The 16,425-nt window shown below is 63.3% G+C and carries 14 protein-coding genes; 8 read left to right on the forward strand and 6 right to left on the reverse strand.

What is annotated here, in order from left to right; genetic code table 11:
- Nucleotides 1-70: 70 nt before the first annotated feature.
- Nucleotides 71-1,099: a LacI family DNA-binding transcriptional regulator gene (locus tag P8Q88_RS13715; protein WP_278324392.1), complete on the reverse strand. Its 1,029-nt coding sequence runs from the start codon at nucleotides 1,097-1,099 to the stop codon at nucleotides 71-73.
- Between the two features lie 124 nt (nucleotides 1,100-1,223).
- Here P8Q88_RS13715 and P8Q88_RS13720 point away from each other — a divergent pair, with 124 nt between their 5' ends.
- The 3 genes from P8Q88_RS13720 to P8Q88_RS13730 are packed head-to-tail and all read left to right on the forward strand — an operon-like array spanning nucleotide 1,224 to nucleotide 4,351.
- On the forward strand, nucleotides 1,224-1,532 hold the full coding sequence (locus P8Q88_RS13720; RefSeq protein ID WP_278324393.1) for a PilZ domain-containing protein: 309 nt from the start codon (nucleotides 1,224-1,226) through the stop codon (nucleotides 1,530-1,532).
- Between the two features lie 2 nt (nucleotides 1,533-1,534).
- The gene (locus P8Q88_RS13725) at nucleotides 1,535-2,914 is read left to right on the forward strand and encodes a polysaccharide biosynthesis protein (protein ID WP_278324394.1); all 1,380 of its coding nucleotides are present in this window, start codon (nucleotides 1,535-1,537) and stop codon (nucleotides 2,912-2,914) included.
- Between the two features lie 45 nt (nucleotides 2,915-2,959).
- The gene (locus tag P8Q88_RS13730; RefSeq protein ID WP_278324395.1) at nucleotides 2,960-4,351 is read left to right on the forward strand and encodes an O-antigen polymerase; all 1,392 of its coding nucleotides are present in this window, start codon (nucleotides 2,960-2,962) and stop codon (nucleotides 4,349-4,351) included.
- Here the strand turns inward: P8Q88_RS13730 and P8Q88_RS13735 are convergent.
- Nucleotides 4,348-5,292, reverse strand: a complete 945-nt coding sequence (locus P8Q88_RS13735; protein WP_278324396.1) for a hypothetical protein — start codon at nucleotides 5,290-5,292, stop codon at nucleotides 4,348-4,350. The genes P8Q88_RS13730 and P8Q88_RS13735 overlap by 4 nt on opposite strands.
- A gap of 107 nt (nucleotides 5,293-5,399) precedes the next feature.
- On the opposite strand from P8Q88_RS13735, the gene P8Q88_RS13740 reads away from it, so the two are divergent.
- From P8Q88_RS13740 to P8Q88_RS13750, 3 genes are read left to right on the forward strand one after another with little or no spacing between them, the layout of a single operon-like run.
- Nucleotides 5,400-6,902: a flavin-containing monooxygenase gene (locus P8Q88_RS13740; protein ID WP_278324397.1), complete on the forward strand. Its 1,503-nt coding sequence runs from the start codon at nucleotides 5,400-5,402 to the stop codon at nucleotides 6,900-6,902.
- A 33-nt stretch (nucleotides 6,903-6,935) separates the two neighbouring features.
- Nucleotides 6,936-7,691 carry a competence/damage-inducible protein A gene (locus P8Q88_RS13745; RefSeq protein ID WP_278324398.1) on the forward strand — a complete coding sequence of 252 codons (756 nt, stop codon included), beginning with the start codon at nucleotides 6,936-6,938 and terminating at the stop codon, nucleotides 7,689-7,691.
- A gap of 60 nt (nucleotides 7,692-7,751) precedes the next feature.
- Complete coding sequence (locus P8Q88_RS13750) at nucleotides 7,752-10,727, forward strand: DUF2339 domain-containing protein (protein WP_278324399.1); 2,976 nt, start codon at nucleotides 7,752-7,754, stop codon at nucleotides 10,725-10,727.
- Between the two features lie 103 nt (nucleotides 10,728-10,830).
- Here P8Q88_RS13750 and rplA read toward each other — a convergent pair whose 3' ends face one another.
- Nucleotides 10,831-11,523 carry a 50S ribosomal protein L1 gene (rplA, locus tag P8Q88_RS13755; RefSeq protein WP_278324400.1) on the reverse strand — a complete coding sequence of 231 codons (693 nt, stop codon included), beginning with the start codon at nucleotides 11,521-11,523 and terminating at the stop codon, nucleotides 10,831-10,833.
- Between the two features lie 4 nt (nucleotides 11,524-11,527).
- The gene (gene rplK, locus P8Q88_RS13760; protein WP_061926391.1) at nucleotides 11,528-11,959 is read right to left on the reverse strand and encodes a 50S ribosomal protein L11; all 432 of its coding nucleotides are present in this window, start codon (nucleotides 11,957-11,959) and stop codon (nucleotides 11,528-11,530) included.
- A gap of 251 nt (nucleotides 11,960-12,210) precedes the next feature.
- Between rplK and P8Q88_RS13765 the strand changes: the two genes are divergently transcribed.
- Nucleotides 12,211-13,251 carry a retroviral-like aspartic protease family protein gene (locus tag P8Q88_RS13765; protein WP_278324401.1) on the forward strand — a complete coding sequence of 347 codons (1,041 nt, stop codon included), beginning with the start codon at nucleotides 12,211-12,213 and terminating at the stop codon, nucleotides 13,249-13,251.
- Nucleotides 13,252-13,270: 19 nt separating this feature from the next.
- Here P8Q88_RS13765 and P8Q88_RS13770 read toward each other — a convergent pair whose 3' ends face one another.
- Entirely contained in the window at nucleotides 13,271-14,278 is a 1,008-nt protein-coding gene (locus P8Q88_RS13770; protein ID WP_278324402.1) for a copper resistance protein B, read from the reverse strand.
- Nucleotides 14,275-16,101, reverse strand: a complete 1,827-nt coding sequence (locus P8Q88_RS13775; protein WP_278324403.1) for a copper resistance system multicopper oxidase — start codon at nucleotides 16,099-16,101, stop codon at nucleotides 14,275-14,277. The genes P8Q88_RS13770 and P8Q88_RS13775 overlap by 4 nt, the downstream gene beginning before the upstream one ends.
- 46 nt (nucleotides 16,102-16,147) lie before the next feature.
- Between P8Q88_RS13775 and P8Q88_RS13780 the strand changes: the two genes are divergently transcribed.
- A complete protein-coding gene (locus P8Q88_RS13780; RefSeq protein ID WP_278324404.1) occupies nucleotides 16,148-16,417 on the forward strand; it encodes a metal-sensitive transcriptional regulator in 270 nt (89 codons plus the stop codon).
- The last annotated feature ends 8 nt before the right edge of the window (nucleotides 16,418-16,425 follow it).

The raw sequence follows: 16,425 nt of genomic DNA on the forward strand, positions 1-16,425 counted from the left end.
CCCTTGAATGAGATAGGCCGCTTCATAGGCGGCGGATGCCCTCGGGCAAACAGCTTCGTGAAAAGTGGGATCAGCGCGCGCTGGCACGTTCCACCAGGCGCACAGGCACGCGCCGTTCGGGGCGTTCGCCATCGCGCGCAAGGGCTGTGTCGACCAACAGCTTGCCGGCAGTCGCGAAGTCCGGTTCTACAGTGGTCAGTGGCGGAGCGCTGAATTCGCCCGATCCAAGGCCGTCGAACCCGACAACCGAGACCGCTTCGGGCACGTCGATCCCGCGCGAACCCAATTCTTCAAGCGCGCCAAGCGCCATGGCATCGCAGGCGAAAAAAAGGCCATCGAAGGGCACGCCGTTTTCTAGCAACGTGGTGATCGCGTTGCGCCCTTGCGAAACGCGGTCCTCGCCCTCGCTTACCAAAGGCTCTCGCGCAGTTAGCCCCCGCACCTCCATTGCCGCGCGATAGCCGTCGTACCGCTCGGAGAACTGGCGTTGCGAGGAGTGGGTGTCGCCCACGAAATGGATATTGCGCGCGCCGCCCTGCGCCAGCCGGTCGACTGCGATGCGCCCGCCGTCGCGATTGTCCGATCGCACCCATGTGGCATCATCGAAGGGCGAACCCCAGAAGGCCATTCCCTCGCTTTGCGCGGCGCAATCGCGGAAATAGTCCCATGCCACCTCGTTGGTCGCCGTTCCGATCACGACGACGCCATCGGCCTGCCTGCGGGCGACATAATGCCCGAACAGCTCGTCGGGTTCGGCCTGAAAGGACACGAGAGCTTCGTAGCCGCGCTCTGCCGCCGCGGCACAGGTGCTTCCGAGAAGCGAATAGTAGAAGGGGTTGATCGCGGCCGCGCCTTGCCCGGCGCGGCCGATGACGACGATGGCGATCGAGCCGGTTTCCCCTCGCCGGAGCCCGGCCGCGCGAGCATTCACGTGGTAGCCGAGATCGGCGGCAGCCTGTTCGACCCGGCGGCGGGTAGCCTCGGTTATCGTTTCGGAACCCGACAGTGCGCGGCTTACCGTGGACTGGCTCACCCCGGCCCGCTCCGCGACATCGATCGAGGTCACCCGCCTTGGCTTTTCGCTCTGACTGGTCGGCATCCCTGTTCCCATGCTATTTTTAAGAGCTAGCTAATCCGAAGCGGACTGGAAAGCGAGCATCGCACCGATACCATGCTTGCGCTTCTTGCAAGGCTTGGCTTAGCAGGAGGGAAAGGAGGGTCCCATGTCCGAGAACAACAGGCGGGAAGAACGTGCCGTGGTGCAAGTGGCGGGTCGCTATCGCAACCGCCATGGCCCCTCGCGCGACATCTGGATCAAGGATATTTCGGAATATGGATGCCGCTTCTACGACAAGTTTTCGATCCTGGAAGTCGGCAGCGAAATTCTGGTCGGGCTGGGCAATATCGGACCGATCCCTGCCGAGGTGAAGTGGCGCGAGCAGAGCACCGTCGGCGCACAGTTCGAACGTCCGCTCCACCCCAGCGTGCTTGAACACATCATCCGCGAGATGGATCGCCGCGAAGAGGCGTGACAGTGGCCAGGGGCGCTCGGCAACGCCTGCTGGGCGCGGCATTCTCCTATATCGTCGGCATAGGAACACGGGTCGTGGTGCAGCTCGCGACCTTGCCGATCCTGTTTGCCAGCTGGTCGGCAGGACGGGTGGGCCTCTGGATGATCCTGTTCGCCGTACCGTCCTATTTCGCGGTCACCGGCCAGGCCTTTTCAGGGGCTGGCGGCACCGCAGCCCTTGCCGCGGCGCGTGACGGGCGCTGGTCCGACGCACGCGCTCTCTTTCGCGCAAGCTGGCTGTTCGGTGCCGGGCTTGCCATCGCGACGGTGGCGATCCTTGTCGCAGGCTCCGCGCTGGTTCCGGATGCGCGCGCGCGCGACATTGGTTTCGTCGACAGCGGCGAACTTGTCGCCAGTATCGCCTGGCTGGGGCTCTACGTCCTCGCCCTGTGCCAGGCAGCCCTGATGCTCATCCCCCTGCGGATCAGCGGCCGGTATCCGCTATCGAACATGGCGCTGAACATCGCCAGCCTGTCCGAAATCGCCGTGCTGGCGGTCTGCGTCACCATGAGCGATTCCCTAGCCCTGCTTGCCGCCGCGCTTGCCGGGGTCAGGCTCGCGACAGCGGCGGTCGTGACGGTGCTGGCCTGGAAGTTCACGCCCCGCCTGTTCGCAGCCTCGACACAATCGGCACGGATCGGCCTGACGACGATCGTTTATCCTTCGCTTGCATTCATGCTCCTTCCAATCGTGAATGCTCTGAACCTGCAAGGCTATACGCTGGTGGTTGGGTTCTTCATCGGCGTCGAGGTGGTGGCAGGCTTCGTAGCCTTGCGGGTCATCGTTCGCGCGATCGACCTCGTCACAAGCGTGGTATTCGCCATTCAGTTCTTCGAAGCTGGATATCTCGGCGACGACAAGCAGGCGATCCAGCGTCGCCAACTTGCGACGATGACCGTGATCACACTCGCGTGCCTTGCCATGTTCTCGATCGCCCTGTTCGGATTGGGCGACTGGCTGATGAATCTTTTTACCGCCGGAAAGAGCCGGTTCGATGCGGCGCTGGCCGCTATCTTCCTCGCGGCGGGAAGTTGCCGTGCCCTCGCCACGACACCGCAATCGATGGTCGCGGCGGCGAATGCGCACGGACCGCTGGCGCGTCTGTATCTGATCGCATCGGCAGCGGCACTGGCGCTGGCCGCGGCGGCGGCAGCGCTCGGCGCGCCGCTGCTCGCGATTGCGGGGATCCTTGTCCCCGTCGAAGCGGCCGTGACCATCTATGCCTTTCATACCGTCCTGCGGCAGCTCGATTGGCGGCCACACGACTTCGCTTCCGCTCTCGCAAGTCGCGAACGCTGGCACGACATTCTGCTGACGATGCGCTTTCTGGGGCTTCGCGGCTGATCGAAGCTTGCGGAACGCCTTCGGGAAGGCCACACCCTGCGGGCTTTGTACGAGCTTCTTCTCCTCGCCTCGCTCCTGTTGTTTATCGGGGTCTGCGCGGTCTACGCGCGGCAAGAGGCTGCAAGCCTTGTCCACCCCCTGACGATCTATCTCGCATTCCACGGCTTCATCTTCGTAATTCGTCCGCTTTTCGCGCGGTTCTATGACTTCGATCTCGTTTATCGCGTATATGATTTCCTGCCCTCGATCGACGACAAGATCACAGTCATCCTGGGGGCCAATCTGGCGATGCTGGTCTTCGCTTTCGCAAGCCTGCGCACGGCTGGCGTTCCGGTCGGGCGCACGCCGCCGCCGACGGAATTCGAGGATTTGCGGCGCCGGCTAACCGTACCGATAGTGATCACCACCGCCTTGCTGGCACCCTTCGCGATATCGTCTCAATTGTCGAACTGGTCCCGGCGTGTGGATCCTCTTGCCACCATGGCGCGCGATGCGGGCACGGGCATCATGGTCAATGTCAACGCAAACGGCTGGTACACGGACTCGGCCCTGATCCTTGCCCCCCTGGCCGTCTTCGCAGTGTGGCTGCTGCGGTATCGCGCGACGGGCTGGGTGATCTTCGCCATCGCCAGCACGCTGATGCTGGGGTCCGGAGGGCGCGGCAGCTTCATTTTCGCCGCCACCGCCATAATGATCGTCTTCCTGCTCGAGCGCGGGCGCCGTTGGTTCGACCTGCGCATCGCAGCGCTCGGCGCGATCGCATTGCTCCTGTTCAACGCGGTCGTCCTCGACCGTGGCGAGGCGGTGCGCAGCATCTTCGGCGCCGGCGACGGCTATACGGCGTCGACCGTCCACGATCTCGACCCGCTCGAGCATATGGATTTCGCCAATCTCGAATATTTCGAATTCGTCGTCTACGCAGTTCCCCAAAGGACCGGCAGTTGGGACTATTTCGCGCATAATCTGCAGATCTTTACCGAACCGGTGCCCCGCGCGCTCTGGCCCGACAAACCGGTCGGTTCGCCGGTCAAATACTTCGAACTGTGGGATTATGGTACGCCGATCGGCATGACGATATCGCTGCCGGGAGCCGGCTGGATGTCGCTCGGCTATTTCGGTATCGCAGTATACGCAGCCTTCTTTGCGCTTATCTACGGCTGGATTTATCGACGCCTGCTAGTCCACTCCGGTACGGCCATATCGATCCTCGCCTATGCCCTGCTGGCCGCGACCTCGATCGTCGTCTTCCGCGATGGCCTGCTCTTGACGCTGTTGCGCCAGCTGCCGTTTTATTTTGGACCGTTCCTGCTCGTGTTGCTCTTGGCACGGCTGATGACTGCCCGTGCGTCGACCCACTTCCAACCGGCCGAAACACCGGGCGAGACGCCCGCCGACAGGCGCCGTGCGCTTGCCGCAAGCGCATCCGACAGACGCTAAAATCGGGGAGCGTACCGCCGCGTGCCACCCAGCAATCGTGCGCCGAGTGCCGCGGGACGGCGCATGGCGATCTTGCGCCGCAAATGCCGCTCGTATTCAGCCAGAAACTGGTCGGGCATAAAGCGACGACCGGCCCAATTGGCAATGAACGGCTTATCTGCCGGCAAATGCAGGATCGAAGCCTCGCGCGCGTTTGAAAAACGGGGAAACGGCGTCTGGGTTCGGGCCGACCAGAATCGAGCTATCGCGCCCGCCGCGCCGGCATCGCACAGCGCAATCCCCTGCGACTCCAGCTCGATCAATGCGACCGTCAAAACCATCTCATCGCCAACATGCACCATGGCTGATCTGTTCTCGAGATAGCGCGGCCAGATCTTCTCAAGCCGCCCGCCCAGCGCTCTGAAATGCTCCCGATCCCCGAGCAGGAACTCCCCGCCCCACCAGTGCAAGTGCTTCGAAGCGATCCCAAGCTGGCGAAAGCTCGTCCGGTAGTTCTTCTCATCGGGCGAGCGCTGCACGACATCGCTTATGTCGTAGCCGCACAATGCACCGCCTTCGGTGACCGCCGGGGGCAAATCGGCGATGCAGACAGCGTCGAGGTCGACCAGGCCCACCCGCTCGCCGAAATCCCCGGTCGAGAACTGCTGCAGCAGCTCTAGTTTGTAATGCGCGGCGCGAAAGCGAAGATCGGCGGGCACCTTCCATGCCAGATTCACCGCCCGGATCGGCGGCGCCTCGATTCCCGCCTGCGCAAACCCGGCGCGCATCAGATCCGGAGCATCGGTCACCAGCGTCCATGCATATCCATGATAGGCGAATGAGGCATGACAGACTGCCGCACAGCGCAGATAGGCGTCGAGCGCGCTCGTCCCGCCAACGAGGTTCACGCTCGTATCCGTATCGAGCGGGGCGACCATCAGGCCATAAAATTGCAGCGCCATGGGCAGGCCATAAGAAAGCCTGTCCGCGGGCGAAAGGGGTTTCAATTAAGGACTGACTGGCGCTCGCCTTCCAACTGGTCTAACTTGTATCGCCAGAGGAGAGCAAAATGGCTGACATGGCGAGCGATTTCGACGTGCTGATCGTCGGAGCGGGCATTTCCGGCATCGGGATGGCCGCACATATGAAGGAAAAATCGCCCTCCCACAGCTTCGCTATCGTCGAGCGGCGCGACAATATCGGGGGGACCTGGGACCTGTTCCGCTATCCCGGCATCCGTTCGGATAGCGACATGCATACGCTGGGTTTCGACTTCGAACCGTGGAAGCACGAGAAGTCGATCGCCGACGGCCCCGCCATTCTCGACTATCTCGAACGCATCGCCGACGAGCGCGACATCCGCCGCCACATCCGCTTCGGCCAAAAGGTCATCGCCGCCGATTGGCGGGGCAGCGAAGCGCGCTGGCACGTCACGCTGGAATCGAAGGAAGGGGAGCGCAAGCACCTGACCGCAAACTGGCTCTACCTCGGATCGGGCTATTACGACTATGACGAGCCGTATGATCCGGGTTTCGACTTCGGCGAATTCGAAGGCCAGGTCCTGCATCCGCAATTCTGGCCCGAAAATCTAGACTATGCGGGCAAGAATGTTGTCGTGATCGGCTCCGGCGCTACGGCAGTGACTATCGTGCCGTCGATGGCGGACAAGGCGGCCAAGGTTACCATGCTGCAGCGCACGCCCACCTGGATGTTCAGCCGTCCGGCCAAGGATGCGCTCGCGAATTTCCTGCGCAAGATCCTGCCGGAAAAGACCGCCTACCGGATCACGCGCTGGAAGAACATCAAGCTGCAGGACTTCGGCTTCAAACGGGCGCGCACCAAGCCCGACAAGATGGCCGAGGACCTGCACAAGCGCATCCGCAAGTCGATGGGCGATGATTACGATCTCGCCGACTTCACGCCGCCCTATAATCCGTGGGAACAGCGGCTTTGCCTGGTGCCGGACGACGACCTGTTCGAGGCCATGAAGAGCGGCAAGGCAGAGGTCGTCACCGGCCATATCAAGGCGTTCGAGAAGGGCGGCGTGCGGCTTACGGACGATACCTTCCTTCCTGCAGACATCGTCGTGACTGCGACCGGGCTCAAGCTGGCCGTTGCCGGCAAGATCGCCTTGTCGAAGGAAGGCCAGCCGATCGATCTGTCGGACCATTTCTACTACAAGGGCTGCATGTTCTCCAACGTGCCGAACCTCGCGGTGGTGTTCGGCTATCTCAATGCCAGCTGGACTCTGCGTGCGGACATCAATTCGGATTACGTCTGCCGTGTGCTCAATCACCAGAAAGAAACGGGGACCGACATCGCGGTCCCTGTCCTTCCGGAAAACCATCGCCTCGAAGAGGACGACATTTTCGATTTCTCCAGCGGCTATATCCAGCGCGGCAAGGCAATCATGCCCCGGAACGCGGTCTCCTATCCATGGCGGCTCAATCAGGAATATGTGATCGATCGCAAGCGCATGAAGGCCGATCCGGTCGATGACGGCATCCTCGATTTCCGGCGCCACGGTGCCAATGCGCCCATGGGCGAGGAGCGGCTCGAACCTGCAGAGTAGCTTTCCGCGCTCTGCCGCATTAGGCCCGGTCGCATGAGCGAACGCATCTATACCGCCGGTCTGGTCGTCATCGGTGACGAAATCCTTTCCGGCCGAACGCATGACAAGAATATCGCGCAGGTTGCCAGCTGGCTGCAGGTGCAGGGAATACGTCTGGCCGAGGTTCGGGTGGTGCCCGACGTGATCGAGCGGATCGTCGAGGCGGTGAATGCGCTGCGCGAGGCGAACGACTACGTCTTCACAACCGGCGGTATAGGTCCGACGCATGACGACATCACCGTTGATGCGGTCGCCAAAGCGCTTGGCGTGCCCGTAATCGTGCATCCCAAGGCGCGGGCGATCCTCGAGACCTATTATGCCGACAAGGGCGGACTCACCGATGCTCGCCTGCGCATGGCACGCGTGCCCGAGGGGGCTGAATTGATTGCCAATCGCATGTCTGGCGCGCCGGGGATCAGGATCGCCAATGTCCATCTCATGGCGGGCGTGCCGCACATTACCGCCGGCATGCTGGACGCGCTGACAGGCACGCTGAAGGGCGGAAAGCCCCTGATCTCCGAAACTGTCGGTTGCTGGACGCCGGAAAGCGAGGTTGCCGATATTCTGCGGCAGGTGGAGCAGGCGCATGCCTCCTGCCAGATCGGCAGCTATCCTTTTTTCCGCGACGGCCGCGTGGGCGCGAACTTCGTTGTTCGCTCCACCGACGAAGGAGAGCTAAAAAGCTGCGTCGACAGCCTGTGCGACGGACTAGCCAGCGCAGGCTTCGAGTTTACCCCCGGCGGAATCTGACCGGACCTTTTCCGCCGCGCGCTTCACCGATACGCAGAACACGAGGGGAAGCGGCGACGCATGGAATGGCTTTTCATCCTTGTTCTGGGCGGGGTCGCCTACTTCCTGACGGAACGCCTTCGGAAGGCCGAGCGGCGCATTCAGGAGTTGAGCGATCTGCAGGACCGCATGTACGAATACATGCGGTCGATGACGCTGGGTGATCGCGCGAGGGGGGCGGCCGAACTCGCCGAACAAGGTGTGGAAGGGCCTGCTCCGACCGTGCAGGCAGAGCAAGGTCCGATTGCCACCGTCCCGAAAGTGGCGCTGCAGCGCGCCGAGGATAGCGATAGCGCTGATGCGCAGGCGCCTGCCTTCGCTGCGGAGCATGACGAGCAGCCGGAGCATGCGGGGACAGCGCAGCCGGAAGTCGAGGAGCCTGCCGCAAGCGAGCCTTTTTATGCCCGCTTCCGCTTCGATCTCGAGGACGTGTTTGGCCGTCGCCTGCCGATCTGGGCGGGCGGGGTCACACTCGCGGTCGCAGGGGTGTTCCTCGTCCGCTATTCGATTGAGCGCGGGCTGATCACGCCTCTCCTGCGGGTTGTGATGGCGTTCCTGTTCGGCGGAGCGCTGATCGCCGGCGCCGAAGCGGCCTATCGTTTTCGTGAGAAGGTGGCCGATCCGCGCGTGGCGCAGGCGCTCGCCGGGGCGGGTCTCGCCACGCTTTATGCAGGCTTCTATCTCGCTGGCACGCAATACGGGCTGATCGGACAGACGCTCGCCTTTCTCGGGCTTGCCGGAGTGACGGCAGGCGCCATCGCGCTGTCGTTTCGTTTCGGGCTGCCCAGTGCCGTGCTGGGCCTCGTGGGCGGCTTTGCAGCGCCGGCCCTTGTCGGCGGGGATGAGGCGAACCTGCCGCTTCTGGCGCTCTATCTCGGTCTGGTCACCGGCGGACTGGTCTATGCCGGGCGCGCGCAGCATCGCGAATGGCTCGGCATCGCCGCTATCGTCGGCGGGCTCGGCTGGGGCGCCATGCTGCTGCTAGCAGGCGATCCGGGCATACCCGAGATCCTTGCCCTCGGCCTCTATTTCGTCGTCCTCGGTGCGGTCATGCCCGCGCTGTCCGATGCAGGTCGTTTCAAACAATGGCTGCGGCTTGCCGCCGCGCTGGTCGCCAGCGTTCAGTTGGCCTTGCTCGTCCAGCAGGGCGGCTTTTCCCCGCTGGCATGGGCGCTCTACCTGCTGCTCGGCGCGACGCTGGCTTTCCTTGGCTGGAAGCGCCCCGAAACGCGGGAAGCAAACGGCATAGCGGCCCTCGTCGGCATCATCCTCTATGCCTTGTGGTCGATACCCTTCCCCCCCGATTTCACCCTCGTGGGCATCGGCCTTGCGCTGGTATTCGCAGCCGTGCCGCTGTTCCATTGCCGTGCAGGCAGCGACCGCCTGGTCGACCGGCTGCAACTGGCGCTTGTCCCGCCCCTGGTCGCGGCAGTTGCCTACGGCACCTTCGGAGACTTCGAAAGCGACGCGCTGGAGCTCCGCCTCGCCCTCGCCAGTGCAGCACTGGCGCTGCTGCCGGCGGCAGGCGCCTTTATCCTGCGCGTACGTGAAGATAGGCGCTGGTACGCCGGTCTCATTGGCTCTGCCTGCGCTCTCGCCTTCGCGGCGCTCCTGATGGTGACGCCAGGATGGAGCGCGCCCCTGATCGCCCTTCTGGTTTTGAGCGTACCCCTTGTCCTACTTTACCGCGCCCAGGACCCGGCGCTCGCCCGCCTGTGCTCGCTGGGCGCGGTGGTAGCGCTGGGCGCACTGGCCTCGACCGGAGCATTTATCGAGGAGGCGGCCCTGCTTGGCGGGGATGCGGGTGCAACGACGGTGTGGCAGGCCACACTGCGCTGGGCCGCGACTGCGACGCCTTTTGCCGCCGTGGCGCTGCTGACACGCGATGCAGCGATGCGTCACAGCGCGGAAGTCCTCGCCGCGCTGCTTGCCTATGGCACACTTGCCCAGGTTCTTCCCGTCGAAGCCCTTGCGTGGACAGCCGCGCTGGCGGCCATTGCCATTGCCCGCTTCGCGCCCGAACGGACGGCGGCCCAAGCCACGCTGATCGGCATCGCACTGCTCTGGGCTCTCAGTCCGCTCGCGATCTGGGCAGAGGCAGCACTGGCCTCGCTCGCAGGAGATCCGGTGTTCGTCGTCGATCTTCCAGGCGTGAAGGCGGTGCTGACACGCCTCCTGCCGCTCGCCGCCGCCCTGTGGCTGTCGGGTCGATTCACTCCTTTCCCAAATATCGAGAATTTCCGTCTGGCCTGGCTGGCGGCACCGGTCGGGCTGGTTGCCCTGCATGCGCTGTTCAAGCAGGTTTTCGCGATCGAGACGGAGACGCGCTTTTCTGCCTTGGGCCTGGCAGAGCGCACGGTGTGGGAAACGCTATTGCTCGGCGCTTGTTGGCTGGCAGCAGCAGGCCTGGCGCGCCTGCAGCCGCAGCGTTGGCTCGCAGTGACCTTGGCCGCGGCGGCGCTGCTTCATTTCATCCTCTACACCTTCCTGCTGCACAATCCGCTATGGGACGGGCAGGCGCTTGGACCATTGCCGCTCGCCAATCTGGCTACCGCCAGTTATGGAGTCGCGATAGCGGCTACCCTGTCGCTCCGGCGCTGGCTTGGGGAACGAATGCGGCCGGCGCTGGACGCTGGCGTGATCGCCTTCGCTTCGCTCATGACCCTCACCTTGCTGCGCCATCTGTTTGTCGGATCGGTGCCCGCAGGCATTCCGCTTTCGCAAACCGAGGACCTGATGCGCAGCCTCGCGGGCATTCTCCTGGCACTGTTCTTCCTGTTTCTCGGCAACCGACTGGGCGAGCGAAGCTGGCGGATCGGCTCGCTGGTGCTCATCCTGCTGGCGGTGGCAAAGGTCTTTATCGTCGACACTGCCGGGCTCGAAGGTCTGCTGCGCATTGCCAGTTTCATGGCCCTCGGCTTCAGCCTGATCGGCATCGGATGGGTCTATTCGCGGCAGTTGCGCAGCCAGCCTTCGCCCTCTCCAATGCCACAATAAAAAAGGGCCGGGAGTTTCCTCCCGGCCCGTTTCTTTTGGCGCTACCGCCTCAGGCTACTCGAACGCGGTCTGCCTTCAAGCGGCGCGGCGGCAGGGCTGCAATTTATGCGCCTTCGACTTCGCCGAGGTCGACCTTGAGGCCGGGACCCATCGAGCTGGTCAGCGTGACCTTGCGGACATACTTGCCCTTCGCACCCGAAGGCTTCGCCTTGACGATCGCCTGGGTCAGAGCTTCAAAGTTCTTCTTCAGGTCTTCGTCCTTGAACGACAGCTTGCCGATGCCGGAGTGGATGATGCCCTGCTTCTCCACGCGGAACTCGACCTGGCCGCCCTTGGCGTCCTTCACGGCCTGTTCCACGTTCGGGGTCACGGTGCCGAGCTTCGGGTTCGGCATCAGGCCCTTGGGGCCGAGCACCTTACCGAGACGGCCGACAACACCCATCATGTCCGGCGTGGCGATCACGCGGTCGTAATCGAGGTTGCCGTTCTGCATGTCTTCCATGAGGTCTTCGGCACCGACCTTGTCGGCACCAGCGGCCAGCGCCTTGTCGGCATTGTCGCCCTTGGCGAACACGGCGACCTTCACGTCCTTGCCGGTGCCCGAAGGCAGCGACACCATGCCGCGGACCATCTGGTCGGCGTGGCGCGGATCGACGCCGAGATTCATCGCGACTTCGACAGTCTCGTCGAACTTCGCCTTGTGCTCGCGCAGGGTGGCAATGGCTTCATCGACGCTGTAGAGCTTTTCGCTGTCCAGCTTGGCGACGGTCTGCTGCTTCTTGGTCTGCTTTGCCATGGTCTTAGCCCTCCACCACGTCGAGGCCCATCGAACGCGCGGAGCCTTCGATGATCTTGGTCGCCTGTTCGATGTCGTTCGCGTTCAGATCGGCCATCTTGGTCTGTGCGATTTCGGCGAGGGCCGAACGCTTGATGGTCCCGGCCGAAACCTTGCCCGGTTCCTTCGAACCCGACTTGAGCTTCGCGGCCTTCTTGATGAGGAAGCTGGCCGGCGGGCTCTTGGTGACGAAGCTGAACGAGCGGTCCGCATAGACGGTGATCGTCGTCGGGATCGGCATGCCCTTTTCGAGGCTGTCCGTCGCGGCGTTGAACGCCTTGCAGAATTCCATGATGTTCACGCCGCGCTGGCCCAGCGCGGGGCCGATGGGCGGCGAGGGGTTGGCGGTGCCAGCGGGCACCTGCAGCTTGATATAGCCGTCGATCTTCTTGGCCATGAATGGCCTCCTTTCTCACTTTCGCCGCGTTTCTTTCGACACGCGGCTCATGGTAAGCGGTCAAGCGGTCCGGCGAAGCGAACCTCCCGCGCGGGATTCCACAAGATGACTTGGGGAGCCGCGCACATAGCGATTTTGCGCGGGTTTGCAAGCGATTCGCCGCCCTGCTTTTTGCCAGCCGCTGTCGGCACACATGACCTGCCGGTCGATTGCCCCTGCAGTTTCACCGGCCGGGCTGATAGAGTATTTGTGTGCTTTTCCGATCGCTCATTTCATCGCTCGCAGCTGCAGGCTTCATCCTAACCGGCCCGCTGCTTGCTCAGGACCGCAGCGAGACAGACGAAGTCGAAGGTCGCATGCCCGACCTGCCGCCTGCGCAATTCGACGAACAATTGAGTATCGGCGGCGAGCAGATCGACGCGCGCAAACTGCGCAGCCGGATGACCGTGAATGTTGAGATCAACGGCAGGGGCCCCTACAAATTCGTCGTCGACAGCGGCGCGGACACTTCGGCCGTCGGTTCTGCGCTCGCTGGAAAGCTGGCTCTTCCCGAGGGCGACCGCGCCCTGCTGCACGGCATTACCGAAAGCAAGGTGGTCGATCGCGTCTGGGTCGATGAGCTGCAACTCGGCCCCACTGTGACGACCGATCTCGAGGTCCCCGTGCTCGATGAGCGCCATATGGGCGGCGAAGGCATGATCGGTCTCGATGCGCTCGTGAACCAGCGGCTGATGATGGATTTCGAGAAGCGCGTGATTACGGTCGACGACGAAGTCGAGGAAGGCACGTTCAAGGACGGCATAATCGTCGTGACCGGGCGCCTCCAGCGTGGACAGCTCATCCTGACCGAAGTTGCCGCCAACCGGGAGAAGGTCGAGGCCGTGGTCGACACCGGATCGGAGATTACCATCGGCAACCTCGCCCTGCGCGATAAACTGCTGCGCAAGCGCATTCGGGGATTTCAGACGATAGAAGTGACCGGCGTTACAGGCGCGACGATGGCAATCGAGTTTGCCGTTATCAGGAATCTGCGGCTCGGCCCGATTACATTACAGAACGTGCCGATCGCCTTCGCGGACATCCCGCCTTTCGCGGTCTTCGGGCTCGATGAAAAACCGTCGCTCCTGCTCGGTACAGACCTGATGGAAACCTTCCGACGCGTGTCCCTCGATTTCAAGGACCGCAAGGTGCGCTTCCAGTTGCGCAAGTGCCACAATGCCGGCGTGATGCTGCGCACGGGCACTCGCGCGACGCGAATTCGCACTGCCGAAGAAAGCGCCTGCGCGCGCTAGGAAGCAGAACGCAACACGGTCAGAACCAGAAGCGCACGCCCGCGACGACGCTGGTGGTCGAGGTGTCCTCGCCGTCAGCTCGCGCGAAATCGGCGGTGCCGCCGACTTTCCACTCCTGCTCCACCCCGACATAGGGCGCGAATTCTGGCGTTATCTCATAGCGCAAGCGCACACCGGCCTCGACATGGTCGAGACCCGCGCCAACCGCGAGTTCGGGAATATCCTGCGCCGATAGCGCGATTTCGGCACGCGGTTGCAGGATCAGGCGCTGCGTCAGACGCTGGTCGAGTTCGGCTTCGATCCGCGCCGTCACATCGCCTCGATTCGAGACGAAGGCCGCCGCATCGACTTCGAACAGATAGGGTGCGAGCCCCTGCGCACCGATGACGAAATGCGTGCGCCGCGGACCCGTCAGATCCTGCCGGACCCCGGTCTGGAGGTCCCACCACGGACCGATGGCGTGGCTCCACAGTGCCTGGAGTTCGGCATCCTCGACGTCCTCTCCGAACGCGCCCTCGCCTTCGGACTTGAACCAGAACTTGTCGACATCGCCGCCGTACCAGCCCTGTACGTCCCACAGATAGCCGTCCGCGCCTTTGCGCGCGCGATATTCGACCCGGTCGCCCTGAAACCAGAACAGCGCCTGCCCGCCATGGTCGTTCTTCAAGGCTTCGCGGCTGGCGCGCATGGCGTCTGCACCCCAGACTGCATCGGCCGCGCGCGCCGGTCCGCGACCGGCCGAGACGGGCGGCGCAGCTTCGGGCGGAGGCGGAATATCGAGCCGCAGGCCCTGTAGCACATCGCCCGAAAGGCTCGGCGTCGATTGCGGAGAATCCTTGCTGGCGGCACTGTCGACGTCTGGCATTGCGTGCCCCGCATGGGGGTGCTCCGCCTCGTCCGGCACTTCGCTTTCAGCCGGCCCTTGCTGATGGTCTGTGTGCTCGTGATGAGTGTGCTGGTGGTGGTCGTGCTGGGCAGCTGCGGGCGTCGCACCGAAGGCCAGCAGTATTGTTGACGCCAGCCTCACGCGGCACCTTCCGGACCAGCGACCGTGACCACCTGAAACATGCCGGCGTGCATGTGATAGAGCAGGTGACAGTGGAAGGCCCAGTCGCCCACCTCGTCCGCAGTGAGATCGAATGTCACAGTACCGCCCGGCTGGACGATAACGGTATGCTTTTGCGGTTGGTGCATCCGGTCAGCCCCGTTGACCAGCTCGAAAAAATGGCCGTGCAGGTGAATCGGATGCGCCATCATGGTGTCGTTGACCAGCTTCACGCGCACGCGCTCGTTGTAGGCAAATCGGACGGGCTCGTCCGAAACGGCGGAGAATTTCCGGCCGTCGAAGCTCCACATGTAGCGCTCCATATTGCCGGTCAGGTGGATTTCCATCGAGCGGCTGGCAGGGCGCGGATCATCGTTCGGTTCCAATGCGGCGAGATCGCGATAGGTCAGGACCTTGTGCTTTACCTTGTCGAGGCCGAGGCCGGGGAAGTCCGTGCGATCGATCGGCATGGCCGCGACCATGTCGACGCCCGGCCCTGCCTTCACGTCCGGCGGGAGCCTGGAGGTGTCGCGCATTTTCATCTCGCCATGATTCATCGCCGAGGAACCCGCGTTTGCGGCAGGCCGATTACCGTGCCCCATCGCCGCGTGATCCATGCCAGCGTGTCCCGTCGCGGCGTGATCGACCTCGCCGCCGCCGTGATCCATGCCGGAATGATCCATGCCGCCATGACCCATGTCAGTCATGGTCAGGAGCACCGGATCGCGCAGCGGCGGCACCGGCGCGCGCGCGCCGGGACGCGTGGCAAGCGTCGCTACACCCATGCCGGAACGGTCCATTGCCTCGGCCACGATGGTGTGTGCCTCGCCCGTTGGCTCGACAACAACATCGTAGGTTTCCGCCGTGCCAATCTGGAACTCGTCAACCTCGACCGGACGCACGTTCAGCCCATCGGCGGCAACGACGGTCATCCGCACGCCGGGAATGCGAATATTGAAGAAACTCATCGCGCTGCCGTTGATGACTCGCAGACGCACGCGTTCGCCCGGGCGGAAAAGATACTCCAGGCCATCTGCCGGGCCGTGCCCGTTGATCAGATAGGTGTAGGTAGAACCCGTCACATCGGCGATGTCGGTCGGCATCATTCGCATGCGCGCCCACATGCGCCGTTCTTCGGCGGTCAGCGGATAATCATCGCTCGCGGTCGTCTTCTGGCGATTGAAATATTCTTCGCCCTTCTTGAGCTTGGCCATGATCGTGTGCGGATGCAGCGGCGTGAACTCGCTCAACAGCAGTACATAGTCGCGGTCCGCCTGCACCGGGTCCGCGCCTGCGGGATCGACGATGATCGGGCCGTAGTGTCCCGCCTGCTCTTGCAACCCCGAATGGCTGTGCCACCAATATGTGCCCGCTTGCCGCAAGGCGGGAATGTCATAGGTGAAGGTTTCGCCGGGCTTGATGCCGGGAAAGCTGACGCCGGGCACACCGTCGAACTGGAACGGCAGCAGCAGGCCATGCCAGTGGATCGAGGTGTCCTCGTCCAGCGTGTTGGTGACATTGAGGCGCACCGGCTCGCCCTCTTTCAGGCGCACGAGCGGACCGGGTACGCTACCGTTGACGGCAATCGCATGGCCACTGCGCCCGCCGGTCGCGAAGCGGCCAGTTCCGACCGTCAGGTCGATCGAGCGGCCCGATACCTCGTCGAAACCTTGGCGCACCGGCCCATGCGGCATGCCGCGCGCCCAGGCCGGCATGGCGACCACCCCGGCGCCGATCGCCGAACCCTGGATGAAATGACGCCGCGACACATGCATGCCGCGGCTGCTCTTGAAAATCCCGGTCATCACGCGCTACATATACCCCCTGGGGGTATTGTTTCAAGAGATTGACATGGCAGAGAGCAGCAAAATCGTTACCCGTCTGCGACGGATAGAGGGTCAGGTGCGCGGCATCGCCAGCATGGTCGAAAACGAGCGCTATTGCATCGACATCCTGACCCAACTGCAGGCGGTGAAAGCAGCAATCGCACGCGCCGAGGACGAAATTCTCAAGGGCCACGCTGCCCATTGCGTCGCGGAAGCCATCCAGTCCGGAAACGCTGCCGAGCAGCGCGAGAAGTTTGACGAGCTCGTCGAACTTTTCAGCAAGGCAAAACGCTAGATAACAGG

Origin of the sequence: Qipengyuania marincola, assembly GCF_029688625.1 — a bacterium.
Taxonomy (GTDB): Bacteria; Pseudomonadota; Alphaproteobacteria; order Sphingomonadales; family Sphingomonadaceae; genus Qipengyuania.

What these genes read in the sequence shown, in the direction of transcription:
- P8Q88_RS13750 (WP_278324399.1), top strand. Translation starts at nt 7,752, where the DNA reads ATGGAATGGCTTTTCATCCTTGTTCTGGGCGGGGTCGCCTACTTCCTG.
- P8Q88_RS13720 (WP_278324393.1), top strand. Translation starts at nt 1,224, where the DNA reads ATGTCCGAGAACAACAGGCGGGAAGAACGTGCCGTGGTGCAAGTGGCG.
- P8Q88_RS13715 (WP_278324392.1), bottom strand. Translation starts at nt 1,099, where the DNA reads ATGCCGACCAGTCAGAGCGAAAAGCCAAGGCGGGTGACCTCGATCGAT.
- P8Q88_RS13745 (WP_278324398.1), top strand. Translation starts at nt 6,936, where the DNA reads ATGAGCGAACGCATCTATACCGCCGGTCTGGTCGTCATCGGTGACGAA.
- P8Q88_RS13780 (WP_278324404.1), top strand. Translation starts at nt 16,148, where the DNA reads ATGGCAGAGAGCAGCAAAATCGTTACCCGTCTGCGACGGATAGAGGGT.
- rplA (WP_278324400.1), bottom strand. Translation starts at nt 11,523, where the DNA reads ATGGCAAAGCAGACCAAGAAGCAGCAGACCGTCGCCAAGCTGGACAGC.
- rplK (WP_061926391.1), bottom strand. Translation starts at nt 11,959, where the DNA reads ATGGCCAAGAAGATCGACGGCTATATCAAGCTGCAGGTGCCCGCTGGC.
- P8Q88_RS13735 (WP_278324396.1), bottom strand. Translation starts at nt 5,292, where the DNA reads ATGGCGCTGCAATTTTATGGCCTGATGGTCGCCCCGCTCGATACGGAT.
- P8Q88_RS13740 (WP_278324397.1), top strand. Translation starts at nt 5,400, where the DNA reads ATGGCTGACATGGCGAGCGATTTCGACGTGCTGATCGTCGGAGCGGGC.
- P8Q88_RS13775 (WP_278324403.1), bottom strand. Translation starts at nt 16,101, where the DNA reads ATGACCGGGATTTTCAAGAGCAGCCGCGGCATGCATGTGTCGCGGCGT.